The following is a 14,985-nucleotide window of genomic DNA, read 5'->3' on the forward strand; positions in this document are numbered from 1 at the left end:
CGGTTCTGCAACAGGCCGCCCGGCATTTCTTCTGCCGATGAGTCGGAGACGAAACTGCAAGGCGAGCCCATCTCACACTTGGTACGAGGCTGTCGAAATCCTCCAAAGAGCGGAGCGCATTGAGAATCGATCGTTTTCGGGTCAATCAGGGTCTGCGGAAACCGCACATTAGCCTTGTCACATGACGACACGGGACGATCAAGGGCGCTCCATCGACCAGGCCCAGGATGCTCTTCACCAAGCCATGCGCGGTGGCGACGTCAGCCAGCTTCGCGAGTTGCTATACGAGGGCCTGGCCTTCGAACTGCCGGGCGACTCAGTGATAGGCCGTTCAGCCGATCTCGATGCTCATACCTCGGGTGCAACACGATTCGACAAGCTGTCGGAGCTTCATCGGTCAACTCTGGAACATGATGGTCATGGCCGGACATCGTCGCTCGTGGACATCGTCGTATTCGATGGAGGCCACCGAATCGAGGCTTGCATGATGTACCGCCGCTTTTGGTCGATCATCGAGGGTCGTTGGCAAGTAGTGGCGGGCAGCGCCGAACCGTCCGCATAGAGCCGGGGCGTTCACACGAGAGGAAGCGTCACCCAGATCAGCAGACGACGCGACGACGGAATAGTGGACACACCCACCGGTACCGCCACGATCAAACTCCCTGCATTCCTGTATTTACAAGGGATTCAGGGGGTTTTCTCGTTCGAGATCGAGCCGCTCGTACGCGAAGTGAACTCCTCTGACCCTTTCCTAGTCGGACAGGACGGGCCACCGGTGCGGTACCCTCGTCGCAGAGGGAAAAATCCCGTCAGGCTCCGGCCGGCGGAAACGCACAAGCGTCTCATGGGAGTCGCCACTTCTTCATCGAAGGAGTGCGCCCATGTACGAACCCACGACCTCTCCGGCCACAGAAGCGCCACCGCCCCGTCTCCGCGACGAGTGGATTGCGCTGGCCGGCCTTTCGGCGGTGTTTCTGTTCGAGATGCTCGACAACTCCGTTTTGAACGTCGCACTTCCGACCATCGGTCGCGAGCTCACGGCGTCGACCGCGTCGCTGCAATGGGTCTCCGGGGCGTACTCGGTCGTCTTCGGTGGCCTGATGCTGCTGTTCGGTGCGGTCGCAGACCGTGTCGGTCGGCGCCGGGTCATGCTCGTCGGCCTGACGCTGCTGGCAGTGGTGAGCATCCTGACCGTGTTCGTCACCTCGGTGGAGCAGCTGATTGCCGTGCGGGCTCTGATGGGGATCGCCGCGGCGATGACAACGCCCGGATCAATGGCGCTGGCATTTCGCCTGTTCGATAGAGACGATCTGCGCGTGCGTGCACTGACCGTCATCTCTACCGCCGGGCTGGTCGGCCTCGCCACCGGGCCCACAATCGGCGGATTCGTGCTCGCCGTGGCGCCGTGGCAGGTGCTGATCGTCGCCAACGCTCCCATCGCGGCGATCGCTTTTCTGGGCATCCGGGGCGGGATCACCGCAGATCAACGAACCGACCTCCACCGCGACCCCGTCGACCTGATTGGCGCCGTCCTCGGTACGGCGACCGTGATCGGAGTCCTCCTCACACCGACGCTGTTCGTCGCCGGCAACGACGTCGCCCTTGCCTGGGGCGCAGCAGCGGCCGCGGCGGCTGGCGCGGTCGGCTTCGTGCTCAGGGAGCGCACCGCGCTCCACCCGCTGCTGGATCTCCGTCTCGTCGCACAGCCACTGGTTGCCAGCGGTCTGGCCTACAAGGCGGCGGCAGGCCTCGCGATGGCCGGGCTGTCGTACATGGTCACGTTGCAGTTGCAGTTCGCGTGGGGGTGGCCGCCGGCCCTGGCCGCAGTCGGCACACTCCCGCAGGTCGTGGTGCTTCTCGCGAGTGGCCGCTTCGTCGGCCCGTTCGTGAAACGAGTGGGTCTTGATCGAGCGGCCTGGATGAGCGCCGCGGCCGTGATCGCCGGGCTCGCCGTGTTCGCTCTGCTCGGCAGATTGGGCTACCCCTGGGTCCTGATCGCTCTCGTGCTTGTCGCCGCCGGGATGCGAGTGGTTGGCGTCGTCGCCGGTAATAACGTGCTTCGTGGTCTGCCCGACAACCGCACCTCCATCGGGGCGGCCCTTGTCGACACGGTCAGCGAGATCGCGACCGCGGTCGGCATCGCCGCGACAGGCACGATCCTCGCCGCTCTCGTCGGTGGCAGCATCACGACGATCACTTTCACCTCGGACCATCTCGCGTCATTCCAGGAGGCGATCCTCATAGCGGGCCTGACCATCACCGCTATCGCCGCAGCGCTCGTCTGCATCGGCATCAACCGTTCGCGCCGCACCCCCGCCCAGCCCACCAATCAGGAGCCTTCCTATGTCTGACCTCATGCCCCGCCCTCCGTTCGATCCGGAACTCTCCACGTTCCTCACTGCCTTCGAGGCACGCGGCCCCTTCACCCTCACCACCGAGATGCTGCCGCACATGCGAGGCCTCGACACGACCGAAGAAGCGCTCGACGAGCGGCTAAGGTTGCGCGGGTATGAGCGGCGCACGATCACGGTGCCCGGCCACCTCGGGGATCCGATCACGCTTGCCGTGATCCAGCGGATCGGCCGCACCGGAGCCACGACCGCGGTGTACTCGATCCACGGCGGCGGCATGATGTTCGGTCACTACCTCGGAAACCTCGATTCGTACGACGACTGGCTGCTGAACGACCATGACGTCGTACTCATCAGCGTCGACTACCGTCTCGCCCCCGAATACCCCGACCCATATCCGGTCGAGGACTGCTACGCCGGACTCGTCTGGGTGCACGCCCACGCAGAGCAACTCGACATCGACCCGAACCGCATCGTCATCGCCGGGCAGAGCGCCGGCGCTGGACTCGCCGCCGGTATATCCCTGCTCGCTCGCGACCGGAGTGGACCGTCGATCCTCGCGCAGATCCTGGTGTCGCCTATGCTCGATGACCGCGACTCCACCGTGTCGACGAGACAGATCGATGGCATCGGGGTCGCGGATCGGCAGATGACCCGCTTCGGCTGGGACGCCTACCTCGGCTCCCGCCGAGCCGGCGAAGACGTGTCCGTGTACGCTGCACCGGCACGAGAGACCGACCTCTCTGGGCTTCCGCGCACCTACATCGACTGCGGAAGCGCAGAGGTCTTCCGCGACGAGACGGTCGCCTACGCCAGCGGCTTGTGGGCCGCCGGTGGTGACGCGGAGTTGCACGTCTGGCCGGGTGCTTTCCACGGCTTCACGAGCATGATGCCCACCGCCAGGATCTCGGTGACCGCCACAGCAGCTCTGGCCGATTGGACCAGGCGGCTTCTCGGAGCAGGTGCGCGCTAGGGGAGCGGATGAGCAAGTCAACCGTCGTGACGTCGAGATGCACGAGATCGCGGTGCGGTACCGGCATGACTGCGTTAGCGGGCCCCTTGCTCCGTGGGAGGATCAAAGGGTTTTGTTTCGATGCGTTTCGTGAGGACGAGGCCGTCTGATAGATCGAGGAGGGGCACGCGTGAGCGAGGAGCTGACCCCGGGTGTCGAGCCACAGCGCGGACCGGATAACACGGAGCCGGACGGCCCGACAACGGGTCGGGCGGCGGGACTGGGCATCGTCGCGCTCCTGTTCGCGCTGCTCGTGGCGAGTTGGTTGATCCAACTCTCGTCGTTTCTGCAGCGGGATTTCGGGCCATTTGAAAAGAGGCTGAGTGACGGCGGAGTGGTTGTCTGGGTCTCGATCGCTGCAGCGATCGCGATCCTGTCGCCCATCGTTGTACTCATCCTGCAGGCGCGCGTTCACAAGCGAAATCCGCGACACTCGATCGCCGCCGTGCTCGGGGCCGTGGTGGTGCTCGTGATCGCGGTTCCGACGAACACCATAGTTGTCGGCTCCCAGGTAGCCAACCTCGTGACGGAACTCAATCAAAAGGCGCAGCCACCGACCGCGGCCGAGACCTTCTTCGAGCGCACTGGCGGCGATCCCCGCAGCAAAGTTCTCGAGTTGGGCGACGAGACAGTTCGGCTTCTGGGCGGAGACCCGACCGCGGATACGAAGGACTCCGACGCTGATTTTCGCGTGTCCAGCGATGAGTGCGAGCTCGACAACCGCAACCCCGGCATCATGTGGTCTTATCACTACGACGCTGGGTCGCAGGTTGATGCCACCGGTCAGCCGCTCGTGCCCGAGGGGTCTAAAGACCTGCCGACGGCGACGCACGACATGGCGGGTGTTATCGCCTACTGGGCGAGCCACGGCGTCACCGCTACAAAGGATGAAGACGTCAGCTCCGACGAGCAGTACCGGGCAGAGGCCGAATGGTTGGGCTATGACTCGTGGAGCCGCCCCGCGCCCGACGTGCGGTTCGATACGATCTGCCTCGTCGACTGAGAAGGCCGCTCGCCACCGGCACGGGCTGCGTAGACTTTTTTGATGGGCTCTGCAGAGGAATTCACCGTCACTACGGATCTCGCACGGATCGACCTCGACACGGTGCATCATTGGCTGTCGAGGAATGCGTTCTGGGCGCTCGGACGCAGTCGACAGACCGTGCAGGCGGCGGCGGAGGGCTCGATGAACTTCGGAGTCTTCGATTCTCGCGGCTCGCTCTGCGCATACGCGCGAGTGGTGACGGACAGTGCGACGTTCGCTTGGCTGTGTGACGTCTACGTAGACCCCCGCCGGCGCGGTCTCGGCATCGGACGGTTGCTGGCGGGTGCGGTCGTGGATGCTCTCGTGCCCATGAACCTCAAGAGGATCATGCTGTCGACGCTCGATGCTCACGGGCTGTACGAACAGGTCGGCTTCGTCGCGTTCCCCGACCCTGAGAAGTTGATGGTCCTCGGGCCCTTGCTTCCCGGCTGAGGTCAGAGCGGGCGCAGCTGATCTTCGGTGATGGGAAATGGCAGTGAGTAATAGACCTGCGTTGCAGTCATGTCGCCCCAGTCGTCTTTCTTGACCCGGATAGCGGAGGGAGACACCTCGGCGATCCGAACGCGCAGCCACGATCCATCGTCGAGTCGAAGCTCGTGCGGGTCGGCGAGGTAGGCCAGTCCGAGTTCATCGAGTGTCTCTTCGGCCACCATCCAGTCCACTGGTTCCGTCCGGCGGCGTCCGAGCAGATCGATGGCGACGAAGCCGTCGCCGACGGGCTTCATCCAGCCCACGAGCTCACGGTCGTCTGATCGACGATGTTCGATCCAGTCGCTTTCCATGGTTAGAGGGTAGCTCTCGAACGGTGCCGGCCCCGGATGCCGCGGACTGCCGCGATCGGTTTCACCCAGGCGATCTCGCCGAACCGGTAGTCGCGCGCCGCGACGAGGCGCTGGGCGAGGTCGGGTCGCTGCTTCCAGAGGTAGGCGCGTGCCTTCTCGGCGTGCATGCTGTTCGACGCGATCTTCACGGTATCGAACTCCTCCAGAAGGTCGACGACGTTCGCGATGTTCTCCCACGTGGTGCGGCTGAGACGGTCGAGAAGGTAAGCACCGGCGTATCCGTGGCGAGCGCGAGCGTACTCGAGCAAGAGATCTGCTTCGGGCACATCGCTGCCGACTCCGCCTCCGCAGAAGATCAACACGGTCTCGGTCGCGTCAGGATCGATCGATCGCAGGGCTACGCGTACCCGGTATCGGTTGAGGTAGTTGGCGCGCGAGCCCCGGTTCCGGCATCCGAGCACGATGATGGCCTGTCTTCCTGGCCCCGACGCGCGATTACCGAGCCTGCGCTTGCTCGCGACCCAATGCATCCATTCGGCCCACCCGATGACCGGCGCGATAACCGCGGACGAAAGGACGATCGGAAACAAGCGCACCGTCCCAACTTATCCACCGTTTCTCGACGTCGGACTAGTGTCGGGGGCAGGCGAGCGTCACAAAGCGGTGACGCAGAACGAGGGGGAGCCCATGCACCGAAGAGTCGGCAGCATCGCACTGGTGATGGCGGTCGCGCTGGCGTTTGTCGTCACCGGGTGCACTGCGCCTGGTCCGAGCTACTCGATACTCGACCGAGAGGCGACGAGCGAAGACGTCGTTCCCGACGCCCTCCCCGGCTATGCAGGGGACAGTGCTGTTCTCGACACGAGTCGATTCGTGGCAGAGCGTGATGGAATCCGGATCTGGCTGCTGCGAGGGCAGGAGAGTTCGACCGTCTGCCTTCTCGCGTTTCCCGGCGCCGAGGACTGGGTCATGGCGTGCGGAGGAGATCACGCCCCGGCAAGTATGAGCGGGCCGGCTGGCGAGTACGTGTATCAACCGGATGGCTTGCCGGCGCCGAAGGATTCCACTCGTATCTCAGAGAATGTCTTCGCCGTCGACGATCGATGAGCACGTTCAGATGTCGACCCTGTAGCCGAGTGCGAGGTCCGCTCCATTGACGCCTCTGATGCCCCAGTTCACTCGCGGAGTCTCGGTGATGGTGATCTCCATGCTGTGAGGCGGGATGCCGGCTTCGGCGTCGAGGCGAGCGAAGAGTTGCTCGATGAGGGCGCGTTTCGCCGAATCGCTGCGCCCGTCGAACATCGAGATCTCTATGATCGTGTAGTTCTCGCCGCGATCGTCGGGGTAGACGAAGTCCTCGGCATCGAGCGCGATGAACCGGTGGAACCGCTTCTCTGCGGGGTACTCGAGCGCCGACATGACCGCTCCGTGGATCGCGTCGGAGATCGCGGCGCGACGCGCCTCGATGAGCTGCCGCCGCGCGTAGATAGTCACCTGTGCCATGCGTCACAGCCTATGGCGACCGTTTCTGCTTCGTAGACTGAATGTGTGCTCGTCGTCTCTCTCGAATCCCCGCGTGGCGACGACGTACTGACGCTTCTGCAGCAGGCCGACGACTTCGCATTGGGCTTGTACCCCGCCGAGAACTATCACCGGCTCGACATCGACGACCTCGAGAAGGCAGACGTCGGGTTCTATGTCGCGAGAGAAGACGGCGAGGCGCTCGGCACGGCTGCGATCGTCGATCGGCGTGATGGGTCGGCCGAGCTGAAGCGGATGTTCGTCACGGCATCTGCACGCGGGCTCGGTGTGGGCAGGGCGCTGATCGGCGCAGTCGAGGAGCACGCGCGCCTTCGGGGCATCACACTCATTCGGCTCGAGACGGGATTGCCTCAGACCGCGGCGATTGCTCTATACGAGAGATCGGGATACCGCCCCATCCCCGCCTTCGGCCCGTACATCGGCGACCCCACGAGCTATTGCATGGAGAAGTCGCTCTAGAGAAGCGCTCTGCCTGGCCAGGAAGTAGAGATCAGCGCTCGGGGCAGTGCAACTGCGTGCGCTCTCCCGAGCGGTCGATGGTGTGCAGGGCCATCGACATACCGCAGAGCGGGCAATGCGGGTCGGCCGGCGGAACGTACGGGTCTTCTTTTCGACCGATGCCAACCTGTGCCGGGCCGGTGAACGTGTAGACGATGCGGTTGAGGTTGTTGATGAACCCCGGCTTGCCGTCGAACGGGTTCATGGGGTTTGGCGTGCGGGCTTGCCTGGTCAACGGGGTTCCTCAGGTGCTGAGTGCTGCAATGATTAGTGCCCTAAGTATATCGCGAACCGGGAGAGTTCGGGGTGTCAGGCCCATGCGTCGTAGCCGTGATCGCCAGCCTTAATTCGTGAGCCGATCACGCCCGGCATCATGACGACCCCGTTGCCCATTGGAAGGGGCGCGTACCTCGTCGAGGCCGTCCATGTTCGACCGTAGGCCGATTCGACGACCGTCTCGAACTCGGTCGATTCCTCTCCACGGCGCACCTTTTCGTGAACCCGGCCCGCTGCTGCGGCCGCGAGCATCTCGCGCAGCTCGACGGCGTGCTCCACGTCGGCATCGAGGGAGAATCGACCTTCGCCCACCTTCACCGAGATGAGGTCGGAGCCGGCATAAGTCGACCGTGCCCACGAGATGCCCGCTCCCTCCGCAGAGAGCGGTTCTATCGTCACGGCCGCGCCCTCCTCGGATTGTTCGATCGTCGCGACCGTCGAGTAGGCGGCCAGCGCGTCATCGGCGATCGTGTCGAGCAGACGACCGAGAGAATCTGCCCTCTGCTGTGCTGCGCGCTCCTGCTCGCGCGCCGCGCGCTCTGCGGCCGCGCGACTCTCGTCGCTCACGACATAGGCAGGCAGCGCCGTATCGTCGTCGAGGTCGATCAGAAGAAGAAGTTCGCCGAATCCGCCTGTGTCACGGGCATCGACACCGTCGAGCTCAGCCGATGACGCAATCGCGTCTCCTCTTTCGAAGACCGGATGCGGGCCCGGTCTGCGTCGCTGTTGGTAGCTGACGCCGGTAATGCGAGCGACCGTACCGGTCACATCCCATTGCGGCACATCGGCCGGCGTCTGGCCGTGGTGTTCCTCGAGAAACCGGGCCGGGGCATCCGCTGCGGTCTGGCCTGGATCGAGCGCGACGATCGAGACCGTCGTCGTCTCGCCTCGCCTGAACGCCTTGCCGCAGCAGTGCTGTTCCCACCCTGAAACCACGACCTCGATGTGCATGTGCCCAGCCTAGAGAGCTTGCGCGCGGAGCCAGCCGCTGAAGCGAGAGAATCGTCGTAGTCTGCTGGCATGGATGAGATCCCCTCCGAGCAGGTGCGGCGCCTGGTGCGGCGCGCCGTCGAGTCGCTCGAGGCCCAGAACGTGCATGACGAGGCCCTGGGCGTCATGCGCGAGCCGCGCGGCTTCTCGGTGTTCAAGACCGCGCCGATGATCGTGCCCGCGGGCCGGGCATGGAGGCTCGGCGTGCTGCTGGTCGACCGCGAGGGAGGCGTCTACGAGACCGGCGACGTGACGAGGGCCATCGAGCCGCTCCGCGCGGTGACCAACCGGTCGGCCGAAGCCGAGGCGCGGCGAGATGATCGCAGGGCCGCCGCGCGTGGAAAGTTTCCCGAGGGCGAGGTCGTGAACCACCGCTACGCTCCGCTCGCCCTCGACGACGAGAGCCTCATTGCCGGATCCGGCCCCTTGGAGGTGCGCGACGGAACGGTCGTGGTGCACTGGGACCGATCGAGCCCGGGGCGTGGTGTGTCAACGCTCGACCGCTACCTCACCGACCGGGTGAGCGTGCTGACGCTCGACTGAGGCTCAGCGGTGGATGGCGCCGGCGTCTGGGCCCGCGCCCGGCAGAGGCGCCGCCACCCACGAGGTGGTCGCAACGCCTCGCGCATCCGAACGCGCGCTGAACAGCCCGCCCGCATGGGGCCAGCGCATCCGTTCGGCCTCGTCGAGATCGCGTGACGCGCTCGTGATGACGAACTGGTCGAGCTCGGGCCCGGCGAAAGCGATGCTCGACGAGTGCGGGGGCGGGATGCGTGCCCCGAGATCCGTGAGTTCGTCGCCTCGGTCGTCGAAGACTCGAACCCCGTGGCCGCCCCAGATGGCGACCCACAGTCGACCCGACGCGTCGACCGTGAGTCCGTCTGGATACACGCCCTCGTCGAACACGATGAACGGCTCACGCGGGCCGATGTTCTCGGCGCCGTAGTCGCGGCGGTAGATGGTGCACGCGTCGGTATCGGTGGAATAGAACACGGTGCCGTCGGGCGACCAGCCGAGACCGTTGCTCAGGCCGAGATCGTTGTCGAGAACGGTCAACTCGCCCGTCGCTTCGAGTCGAAGCAGCACGTTGTCTTTGGCATTGCCGACGAGCGAAAGCGACCCCACGACGAGGCGCCCCTGCGGATCGATCGATCCGTCGTTCAGTCGCTGGTGCTCCGGGAGCAGCTCGGCGCTTCGTTCTACCGAACCGTCGGCTCCGATGATCGCAATGCTGCGGGTCAGAGCCACCAGCATCCGGCCGTCGTCGAGCGGGATGGCGCACCCCACGTACTCGCCCAGCTCGATGCGGCGGGTGACTTCGATGTGCCCGCGCTCGTCGAGTTCACCGCGCAGCACGAGCCCGCCCTCGATGTCGACCCAGACGAGGGTGCCGCTCGCGGCGTGCCAGACGGGGCCCTCGCTCAGAACGTAGTTCGGTGTGCCGGCTGGCTGCGCATCGATCATCGGCTGCGCTCGAATCCCGCGGCGGCGTAGATCGAGTCGATGGCCTGCATCTGGGCGACCGAATCCTCGCCCTCGGTCAGCAGCTTCTCGCCGGTGGCAAGGCCGTCGACGATGGCGGCGAGCTGGTGGTCGTAGGTCTCGAGGCCTGCGACCGTGTAGTTGCGGGTGATGCCGTCGCGCGTCTCGCTCACGAAGTGCCCCTTCGACGGAAAGACCATGTTGTCGACATGCAGCGTCGCGAGCGTGCCGACCACGTCGAGCGACGAGTTCAGCTCTGCGCCGTCGACCATGCTGCAGGTCATGCGCGCCGTCGCGCCGGATGCGAAGCGCAGCGAGGCGTCCATGCTGAGATCGGCGCCGAGCGAATTGACCGTGGCCGTCGCATCCAGAACCTCGGGCTCATCGGCCATCAGGGCTCGCAACCAGTGCACGGGGTAGCAGCCGAGATCCATCAGCGACCCGCCGCCGACGGCCGGGTCGTGCCTGATCGATGCGGGGTCGAAAGGAATGGATGCGGTGAAGTCGGCGTGTGCAGACACGATCTCGCCGAGGCGCCCAGACGCGACCACACGGTCGATCTCGGCGCTCAGCGGGTGATACCGATCGTGGAAGGCCTCGATGAGGCGCAGGCCTGTGTCACTCGCGGCCGTGGTCATCAGTCGAGCCTCGTCGGCCGACATGGCGAAGGGCTTCTCGCACAGAACGTTCTTGCCGGCCTCGAGGGCGGCTATCGACCAGCGCGCGTGCTCAGACGGGGGCAGGGCGTTGTAGACGAGGTCGAAGTCGGGGTCGGCGAGCAGATGCTCATAGTCTCCGTATGACCGAGGGATCGAATGCGCCGTGGCGTAGGCGCTCGCCGACGATGCGCTTCTGGATGCGACGGCCACGATCTCGACGTCGTCGCGGCGCCGCGACGGGGTGATGATGGCGTTGGGGGCGATCCCGGCTGCGCCGAGGATTCCGATTCTGAGCATGCAACCAGCCTGACACAATGGCGGCTGCAGCGTTCCCTGAGCTTGTCGGAGGGGCCCTTCGACAAGCTCAGGGAACGAAGGCGGTTAGACGCCCAGCGCGTTGAGCGAGTCGTCGACGATCGTGAGGCCTTCGAGACCGGGGAGGCCGCTGATGGCGGTGTCGATCTTGCGCGCGGCCTTGCGGCCTTCCACGCCACCCATGAGGTGACCCATCACGTGCTTGACCTCGTTCTTCTCCATGATGCTGGAGCCGACGGGAGCCCAGAAGTTGCTCAGCGCGAAACGGGCGAATTTCTGCGCCTTCGTGCTTTTCGCCAGACGCTCGCGGGCCTGCGACGTGTAGAACGCCACGTGGCGAGCCTCTTGTTTCGCGATGCGCTTCAGGAGCTCGGCGAGCACAGGGTCTTCTTCGAGCGCGGCCATGCGGTTGTACGCGGTGATCGCCGACCACTCGTTGGCAGCGCCCCACGCCATGTGAACGGCTACGAAGTCGGCGCCGACGACCTTGCCGATCACCGACTGCTTGATCGGGTCGAGCTTGTCGCGCCAGCCGAGCTTCAACCGCTTGGCCTTGAGTTCGTCGAAGTCGACATGGATTCCATGGATTCCGAGCACGGTGGCAAGTGCTTCACCGTGCCAGAACTCCTCGCGGTTCCACATGGTCATGAACGCGCCCATCTCGGCCTCTTTGTGCGAGGGCGTGGTGAGCAGGTCGCGGGTGTAGCAGACGGTGTGATATTCCACATCGGCCATATAGCGCAGGGTGCGCAAAGAACCCTCGGGTAGGGGGTGCTCGCGGAACCGCTCGAGATCGAGATCGTCCCAGTTCACGCTGACCGAGGTGGCCGTGTATTTGTCTACGTCGAATGCCATGGTGTGGGGAGAGTTTACTCTCCGGTTCCCTTCGCGAATTGCGGCAGAGCGGAAGCTCCGCGAGTGCCGCGTTTCCAGTTGTGGATGCTCCATCTTCTTCGGAGCGCCTCGCGAGAAAGATTGGTGTCGGGGTTGATGGCGGTGGGGTTGCCGAGCAGCTGAAGCCACACGAGGTCGGAGTGGCTGTCGCCGTAGCCGTACGACTTCGACAGATCCATGCCGTGCGTCTCGGCATAGCGCCGCAACCAGGCGGCGCGCGCCTCATCGACCAGGGGAGGCTGAGCCAGATAGCCGGTCAGTATGCCGTCGCGCTCATGCATCGATCCGGCCACGACGTCGTCGAAGAGCGCCGCGAGCGGCGAGGCCAGGATGCCGATGGATCCGGTGACCAGCACGGTGCGGTGGCCAGCGGCCCGGTGCTCTTCGATGCGAGCGATCGCAGAAGGCATCGTGTGTCGCAGCAGCGTCTCGCGGTAGCCGCCGGAGACGACCTTCTCGAGTCGTTTCGCGGGCATACCGCTGTAGCGACGCAGGAACGCTCGAATGAACTCGCCGCGGTCGCGGTGCTCGGCCTTCAGGTAGCCGGGAAGAGACGTGAGGAGGCTGGCGACCTCGCTGGGCCATGCGGCCTTGCGGAAACCCGCGGAGCGCACCCAGAGGTACTGCTCGACGATGTTTGAGTCGACGACCGTGCCCTCGAAGTCGAAGACGGCGAGCACATCGCTGCGCTGCGGGAGCGCCTTCGCGACCCGCTCCGATGCCGCCGGGCGCAGCGCGAACGCCCGAGTCAGCGCCGTGATCGACGGGAAGTGCACCTTCTGCAGGTAGTCCTCCCAGTCGATGGCTGTCACATCGAAGCCGACGTCGTCTCGCAGCTCGGCGGGCAGCGCATTGTGCAGCGCCCGCGTGTTGCGGTCGTCGAAGATGATCTCGGTCTGCACATAGGCGCGGTAGAGCTCGACGAAGGTGCGCAGGTTCTCGAGGTCGTCTTTGCGCTTGAGGGCCTTCTTGACCTGAACGCGCGTGCGTTCGGTCGAGGGCAGACGCTCGAGGGCCCTCTCGAGTCGCGCGTTCCAGACCTCCTGGTTGTGCAGCACACGGTCGACTTTGCGCGTTCCCGGGAAGGTCCAATACGGAACCTCGATGTGCCCGTCGTTCTCGTGCGGCAGGGGCGTGGCCGTGAAGAATTCGTTCATGTTCGTGAACATGCGGTGGATCGGCAGCGGATTCCGGGCGCCGGAACTCACGTGGTAGTACGCGGAGTCGACCTCGGCGTCCGGTTCAGTCGGATTCGCGGCGACGGCGAGGATGACGTTGACCACGTAGTCGACGGGAATCACGTCGAGCACGGTGTCGGGCAGGGCCGGGAACTGCGTGAGGTTGCCCCGGGCGTAGGCGAGAACCAGGGGATCCGCGACCTTGAATCCGTCGATCCACCCCGGATACGGGTGGCGCAGCGCGCTCTCGATGATGGCCGGGCGAACGACCGACAGTCGGTGACCGGTGTCGCGCCAGAGCTCTTCGGCGGCCCGCTCGGCGAACGACTTGGTGAGCGTGTAGACGTCGGTCCAGCCGAGGCTCTGGGCGCGGCTCCGCCCGTAGTCGACGAGTCGCTCGCGCACCCACTCGACGCGTCCGTTCTCAGCGGCGGTCGCGACCGCCTGAGGGCCTTCCTTGCCGTGGACGACGCGCGCATCGTGCATGAACGTGCGCAGCGTCTCGGGCTGGCGCGATGCCATCTCGACGCGCACCCGGGCATCGCGGGCGGCAGTGAGCTCTGCGCGCCAGTCGACCTCGTGCTTGAGTCGTCCCTCGGGAACGATGCCCTTGCGCAGCCCGCCGACGTAGGCGGTCGAGACGTGCACGACGTGCGGATCGCCGCCGGACTCGACAAGCGCGGTGTAGAGAGCGATCGCTCCGCCGAGGTTCGTCTCGAAGGCCTGATCGATGGGCGGGTCGAACGACACGGTGGATGCGCTGTGGATCACGACGTCGAGATCGGCCGGCAGCGGCGGAACGTTGGCGAGGTCGCCCGGAATCACACGCAGTCGCTCACGCACGGCGCGCTCGACCTCTTCTTCGCCGACGCGCTCTCGCCATGGACCGAACACGGGCTTGCGCAACAGGGTGCGCAGCCGGTCTTCGGCGGTCGTGCTGCCCTTGGTGCGGATGAGCAGCGAGATCGTGGTCGCCGGATGCGACGAGAGAAGCCTTTCGACGATCGCCTGGCCGACGAAACCGGTTCCTCCGGTGATGAAGACGTGGGCGTCGCCGAGCTCGGAGGACGCTGTCCACGACAGCGTGTCACTCACGGTGCTGGCCACCGCGTCGCTCACGATCGCAGCTTTCGGGCGACGGCGTCGCCGGTCTGCGGGGTCAGGCCGGGAAGTTCTGCCACTCTGTTTCCGATCGTGGTTGCTCGCTGGAGTCCGTCGGCACCGCCGAAGACGGTCTGTTCGAAAAAGGTTCTGTCGGCGTCGGAACGATCGACCGCTCCGATCGGCCAGGCGGCGTGGGCCAGTTGGCTCGTCGCCTGTTTGACGGTCTTGGACGATTCGGCGAGGCGGCGCCGAGCCTCCTCGGCGAAGAACAACTCGTGCCGGCTCTTGATGTCGCGGATCGTATCGAGTGTCGCGCTGAGCGTCGGGTGCCCGGCCACAGCATCCAGCCGTTCGTAGGCCGTGGCCATGACCCACTCGTCGATGAGGCCGGCCGTCATGTGAACGCCGGTGAGCGGCACGCCTTGGCCCATGGCGAGGATGGCGCGTCGGATCGGCCCGCGGCGCTCGGCCGACTCGGAGCGATCAGCGCGTGGCGCACCCTCGTCGCCCACCTGCGCGCCGGTGCTGCCGTTGGCCACGAGGATCTGATCGATCGCGTCGGCGATCCAGAACTTCTCGAAGGCCCAGGTGACGAGAAATGCCGTGACTCGGGCGTCTTTGTGGGTAGCCGTCACGAGAAGGTTGCGCAGCTGCTCCATGGTGGCACTCTCGAGCCGACCGAGGTAGCGCAGCAGATGAACGGCATCGGCCGAGAGCTGTGCGCCCTCGTAGCCCTCGAGATGCAGCTCGGGTCGGAGGTTTCCGCGGGCTGTGCTGGCGAACTGTCGCACGTCGAACCGCGCTCGTGAAGTTGCGTCTGTGGATGTCATGAAAGCCCTGCCGACCGGTCGAAAACC

General features: G+C 65.3%; 18 protein-coding genes. 8 read left to right on the forward strand and 10 right to left on the reverse strand.

Translation table 11 applies throughout. The features are described from left to right. Nucleotides 1-181: 181 nt before the first annotated feature. The 5 genes from B9Y86_RS08060 (at nt 182) to B9Y86_RS08080 (ending at nt 4,840) form a co-directional block, all read left to right on the forward strand. A complete protein-coding gene (locus tag B9Y86_RS08060) occupies nt 182-562 on the forward strand; it encodes a nuclear transport factor 2 family protein (RefSeq protein WP_139824816.1) in 381 nt (126 codons plus the stop codon). A 319-nt stretch (nt 563-881) separates the two neighbouring features. Then, nucleotides 882-2,351, forward strand: a complete 1,470-nt coding sequence (locus tag B9Y86_RS08065; RefSeq protein ID WP_085484756.1) for an MFS transporter — start codon at nt 882-884, stop codon at nt 2,349-2,351. After that, on the forward strand, nt 2,344-3,324 hold the full coding sequence (locus tag B9Y86_RS08070; RefSeq protein ID WP_085484758.1) for an alpha/beta hydrolase: 981 nt from the start codon (nt 2,344-2,346) through the stop codon (nt 3,322-3,324). Before B9Y86_RS08065 ends, B9Y86_RS08070 begins: the two co-directional genes overlap by 8 nt. Before the next feature lie 169 nt (nt 3,325-3,493). Next, complete coding sequence (locus B9Y86_RS08075) at nt 3,494-4,366, forward strand: hypothetical protein (RefSeq protein ID WP_085484760.1); 873 nt, start codon at nt 3,494-3,496, stop codon at nt 4,364-4,366. 42 nt (nt 4,367-4,408) lie between these two features. Next, the gene (locus B9Y86_RS08080) at nt 4,409-4,840 is read left to right on the forward strand and encodes a GNAT family N-acetyltransferase (RefSeq protein ID WP_085484762.1); all 432 of its coding nucleotides are present in this window, start codon (nt 4,409-4,411) and stop codon (nt 4,838-4,840) included. Nucleotides 4,841-4,842: 2 nt separating this feature from the next. Here B9Y86_RS08080 and B9Y86_RS08085 read toward each other — a convergent pair whose 3' ends face one another. Together B9Y86_RS08085 and B9Y86_RS08090 are read right to left on the reverse strand one after the other, a co-directional pair. Then, nucleotides 4,843-5,190, reverse strand: a complete 348-nt coding sequence (locus B9Y86_RS08085) for a hypothetical protein (RefSeq protein ID WP_085484764.1) — start codon at nt 5,188-5,190, stop codon at nt 4,843-4,845. A 2-nt stretch (nt 5,191-5,192) separates the two neighbouring features. Next, complete coding sequence (locus tag B9Y86_RS08090; protein WP_244894682.1) at nt 5,193-5,786, reverse strand: YdcF family protein; 594 nt, start codon at nt 5,784-5,786, stop codon at nt 5,193-5,195. Nucleotides 5,787-5,877: 91 nt separating this feature from the next. Here B9Y86_RS08090 and B9Y86_RS08095 point away from each other — a divergent pair, with 91 nt between their 5' ends. Beyond that, nucleotides 5,878-6,297 (forward strand): hypothetical protein, encoded by a 420-nt coding sequence (locus B9Y86_RS08095; RefSeq protein ID WP_085485348.1) that lies wholly within the window; start codon nt 5,878-5,880, stop codon nt 6,295-6,297. Nucleotides 6,298-6,303: 6 nt separating this feature from the next. On the opposite strand, the gene B9Y86_RS08100 is transcribed toward B9Y86_RS08095, so the two are convergent. Continuing rightward, nucleotides 6,304-6,693 carry a tautomerase family protein gene (locus B9Y86_RS08100; RefSeq protein ID WP_085484766.1) on the reverse strand — a complete coding sequence of 130 codons (390 nt, stop codon included), beginning with the start codon at nt 6,691-6,693 and terminating at the stop codon, nt 6,304-6,306. 45 nt (nt 6,694-6,738) lie between these two features. Between B9Y86_RS08100 and B9Y86_RS08105 the strand changes: the two genes are divergently transcribed. Continuing rightward, a complete protein-coding gene (locus B9Y86_RS08105; RefSeq protein ID WP_085484768.1) occupies nt 6,739-7,191 on the forward strand; it encodes a GNAT family N-acetyltransferase in 453 nt (150 codons plus the stop codon). A 31-nt stretch (nt 7,192-7,222) separates the two neighbouring features. Here B9Y86_RS08105 and B9Y86_RS08110 read toward each other — a convergent pair whose 3' ends face one another. Next, the gene (locus B9Y86_RS08110) at nt 7,223-7,465 is read right to left on the reverse strand and encodes a hypothetical protein (protein WP_244894683.1); all 243 of its coding nucleotides are present in this window, start codon (nt 7,463-7,465) and stop codon (nt 7,223-7,225) included. A 74-nt stretch (nt 7,466-7,539) separates the two neighbouring features. After that, nucleotides 7,540-8,457, reverse strand: a complete 918-nt coding sequence (locus B9Y86_RS08115) for a DUF6578 domain-containing protein (protein ID WP_139824817.1) — start codon at nt 8,455-8,457, stop codon at nt 7,540-7,542. Between the two features lie 69 nt (nt 8,458-8,526). Here B9Y86_RS08115 and B9Y86_RS08120 point away from each other — a divergent pair, with 69 nt between their 5' ends. After that, entirely contained in the window at nt 8,527-9,039 is a 513-nt protein-coding gene (locus B9Y86_RS08120; RefSeq protein WP_085484774.1) for a hypothetical protein, read from the forward strand. Nucleotides 9,040-9,042: 3 nt separating this feature from the next. Here the strand turns inward: B9Y86_RS08120 and B9Y86_RS08125 are convergent, their stop codons facing one another. The 5 genes from B9Y86_RS08125 to B9Y86_RS08145 form a co-directional block, all read right to left on the reverse strand. Beyond that, the gene (locus tag B9Y86_RS08125) at nt 9,043-9,960 is read right to left on the reverse strand and encodes an SMP-30/gluconolactonase/LRE family protein (RefSeq protein ID WP_085484776.1); all 918 of its coding nucleotides are present in this window, start codon (nt 9,958-9,960) and stop codon (nt 9,043-9,045) included. Then, the gene (locus B9Y86_RS08130) at nt 9,957-10,934 is read right to left on the reverse strand and encodes a Gfo/Idh/MocA family protein (RefSeq protein WP_085484778.1); all 978 of its coding nucleotides are present in this window, start codon (nt 10,932-10,934) and stop codon (nt 9,957-9,959) included. Before B9Y86_RS08130 ends, B9Y86_RS08125 begins: the two co-directional genes overlap by 4 nt. A gap of 84 nt (nt 10,935-11,018) precedes the next feature. Beyond that, the gene (locus B9Y86_RS08135; protein ID WP_085484780.1) at nt 11,019-11,807 is read right to left on the reverse strand and encodes a ferritin family protein; all 789 of its coding nucleotides are present in this window, start codon (nt 11,805-11,807) and stop codon (nt 11,019-11,021) included. 14 nt (nt 11,808-11,821) lie between these two features. Beyond that, on the reverse strand, nt 11,822-14,143 hold the full coding sequence (locus B9Y86_RS08140; protein WP_085484781.1) for an SDR family oxidoreductase: 2,322 nt from the start codon (nt 14,141-14,143) through the stop codon (nt 11,822-11,824). Continuing rightward, a complete protein-coding gene (locus B9Y86_RS08145) occupies nt 14,140-14,958 on the reverse strand; it encodes a hypothetical protein (protein ID WP_085484783.1) in 819 nt (272 codons plus the stop codon). The genes B9Y86_RS08140 and B9Y86_RS08145 overlap by 4 nt, the downstream gene beginning before the upstream one ends. Nucleotides 14,959-14,985: the final 27 nt, after the last annotated feature.

Source organism: Agreia pratensis (assembly GCF_900177685.1).
In the GTDB taxonomy this organism is placed as follows: Bacteria; Actinomycetota; Actinomycetes; order Actinomycetales; family Microbacteriaceae; genus Agreia; species Agreia pratensis.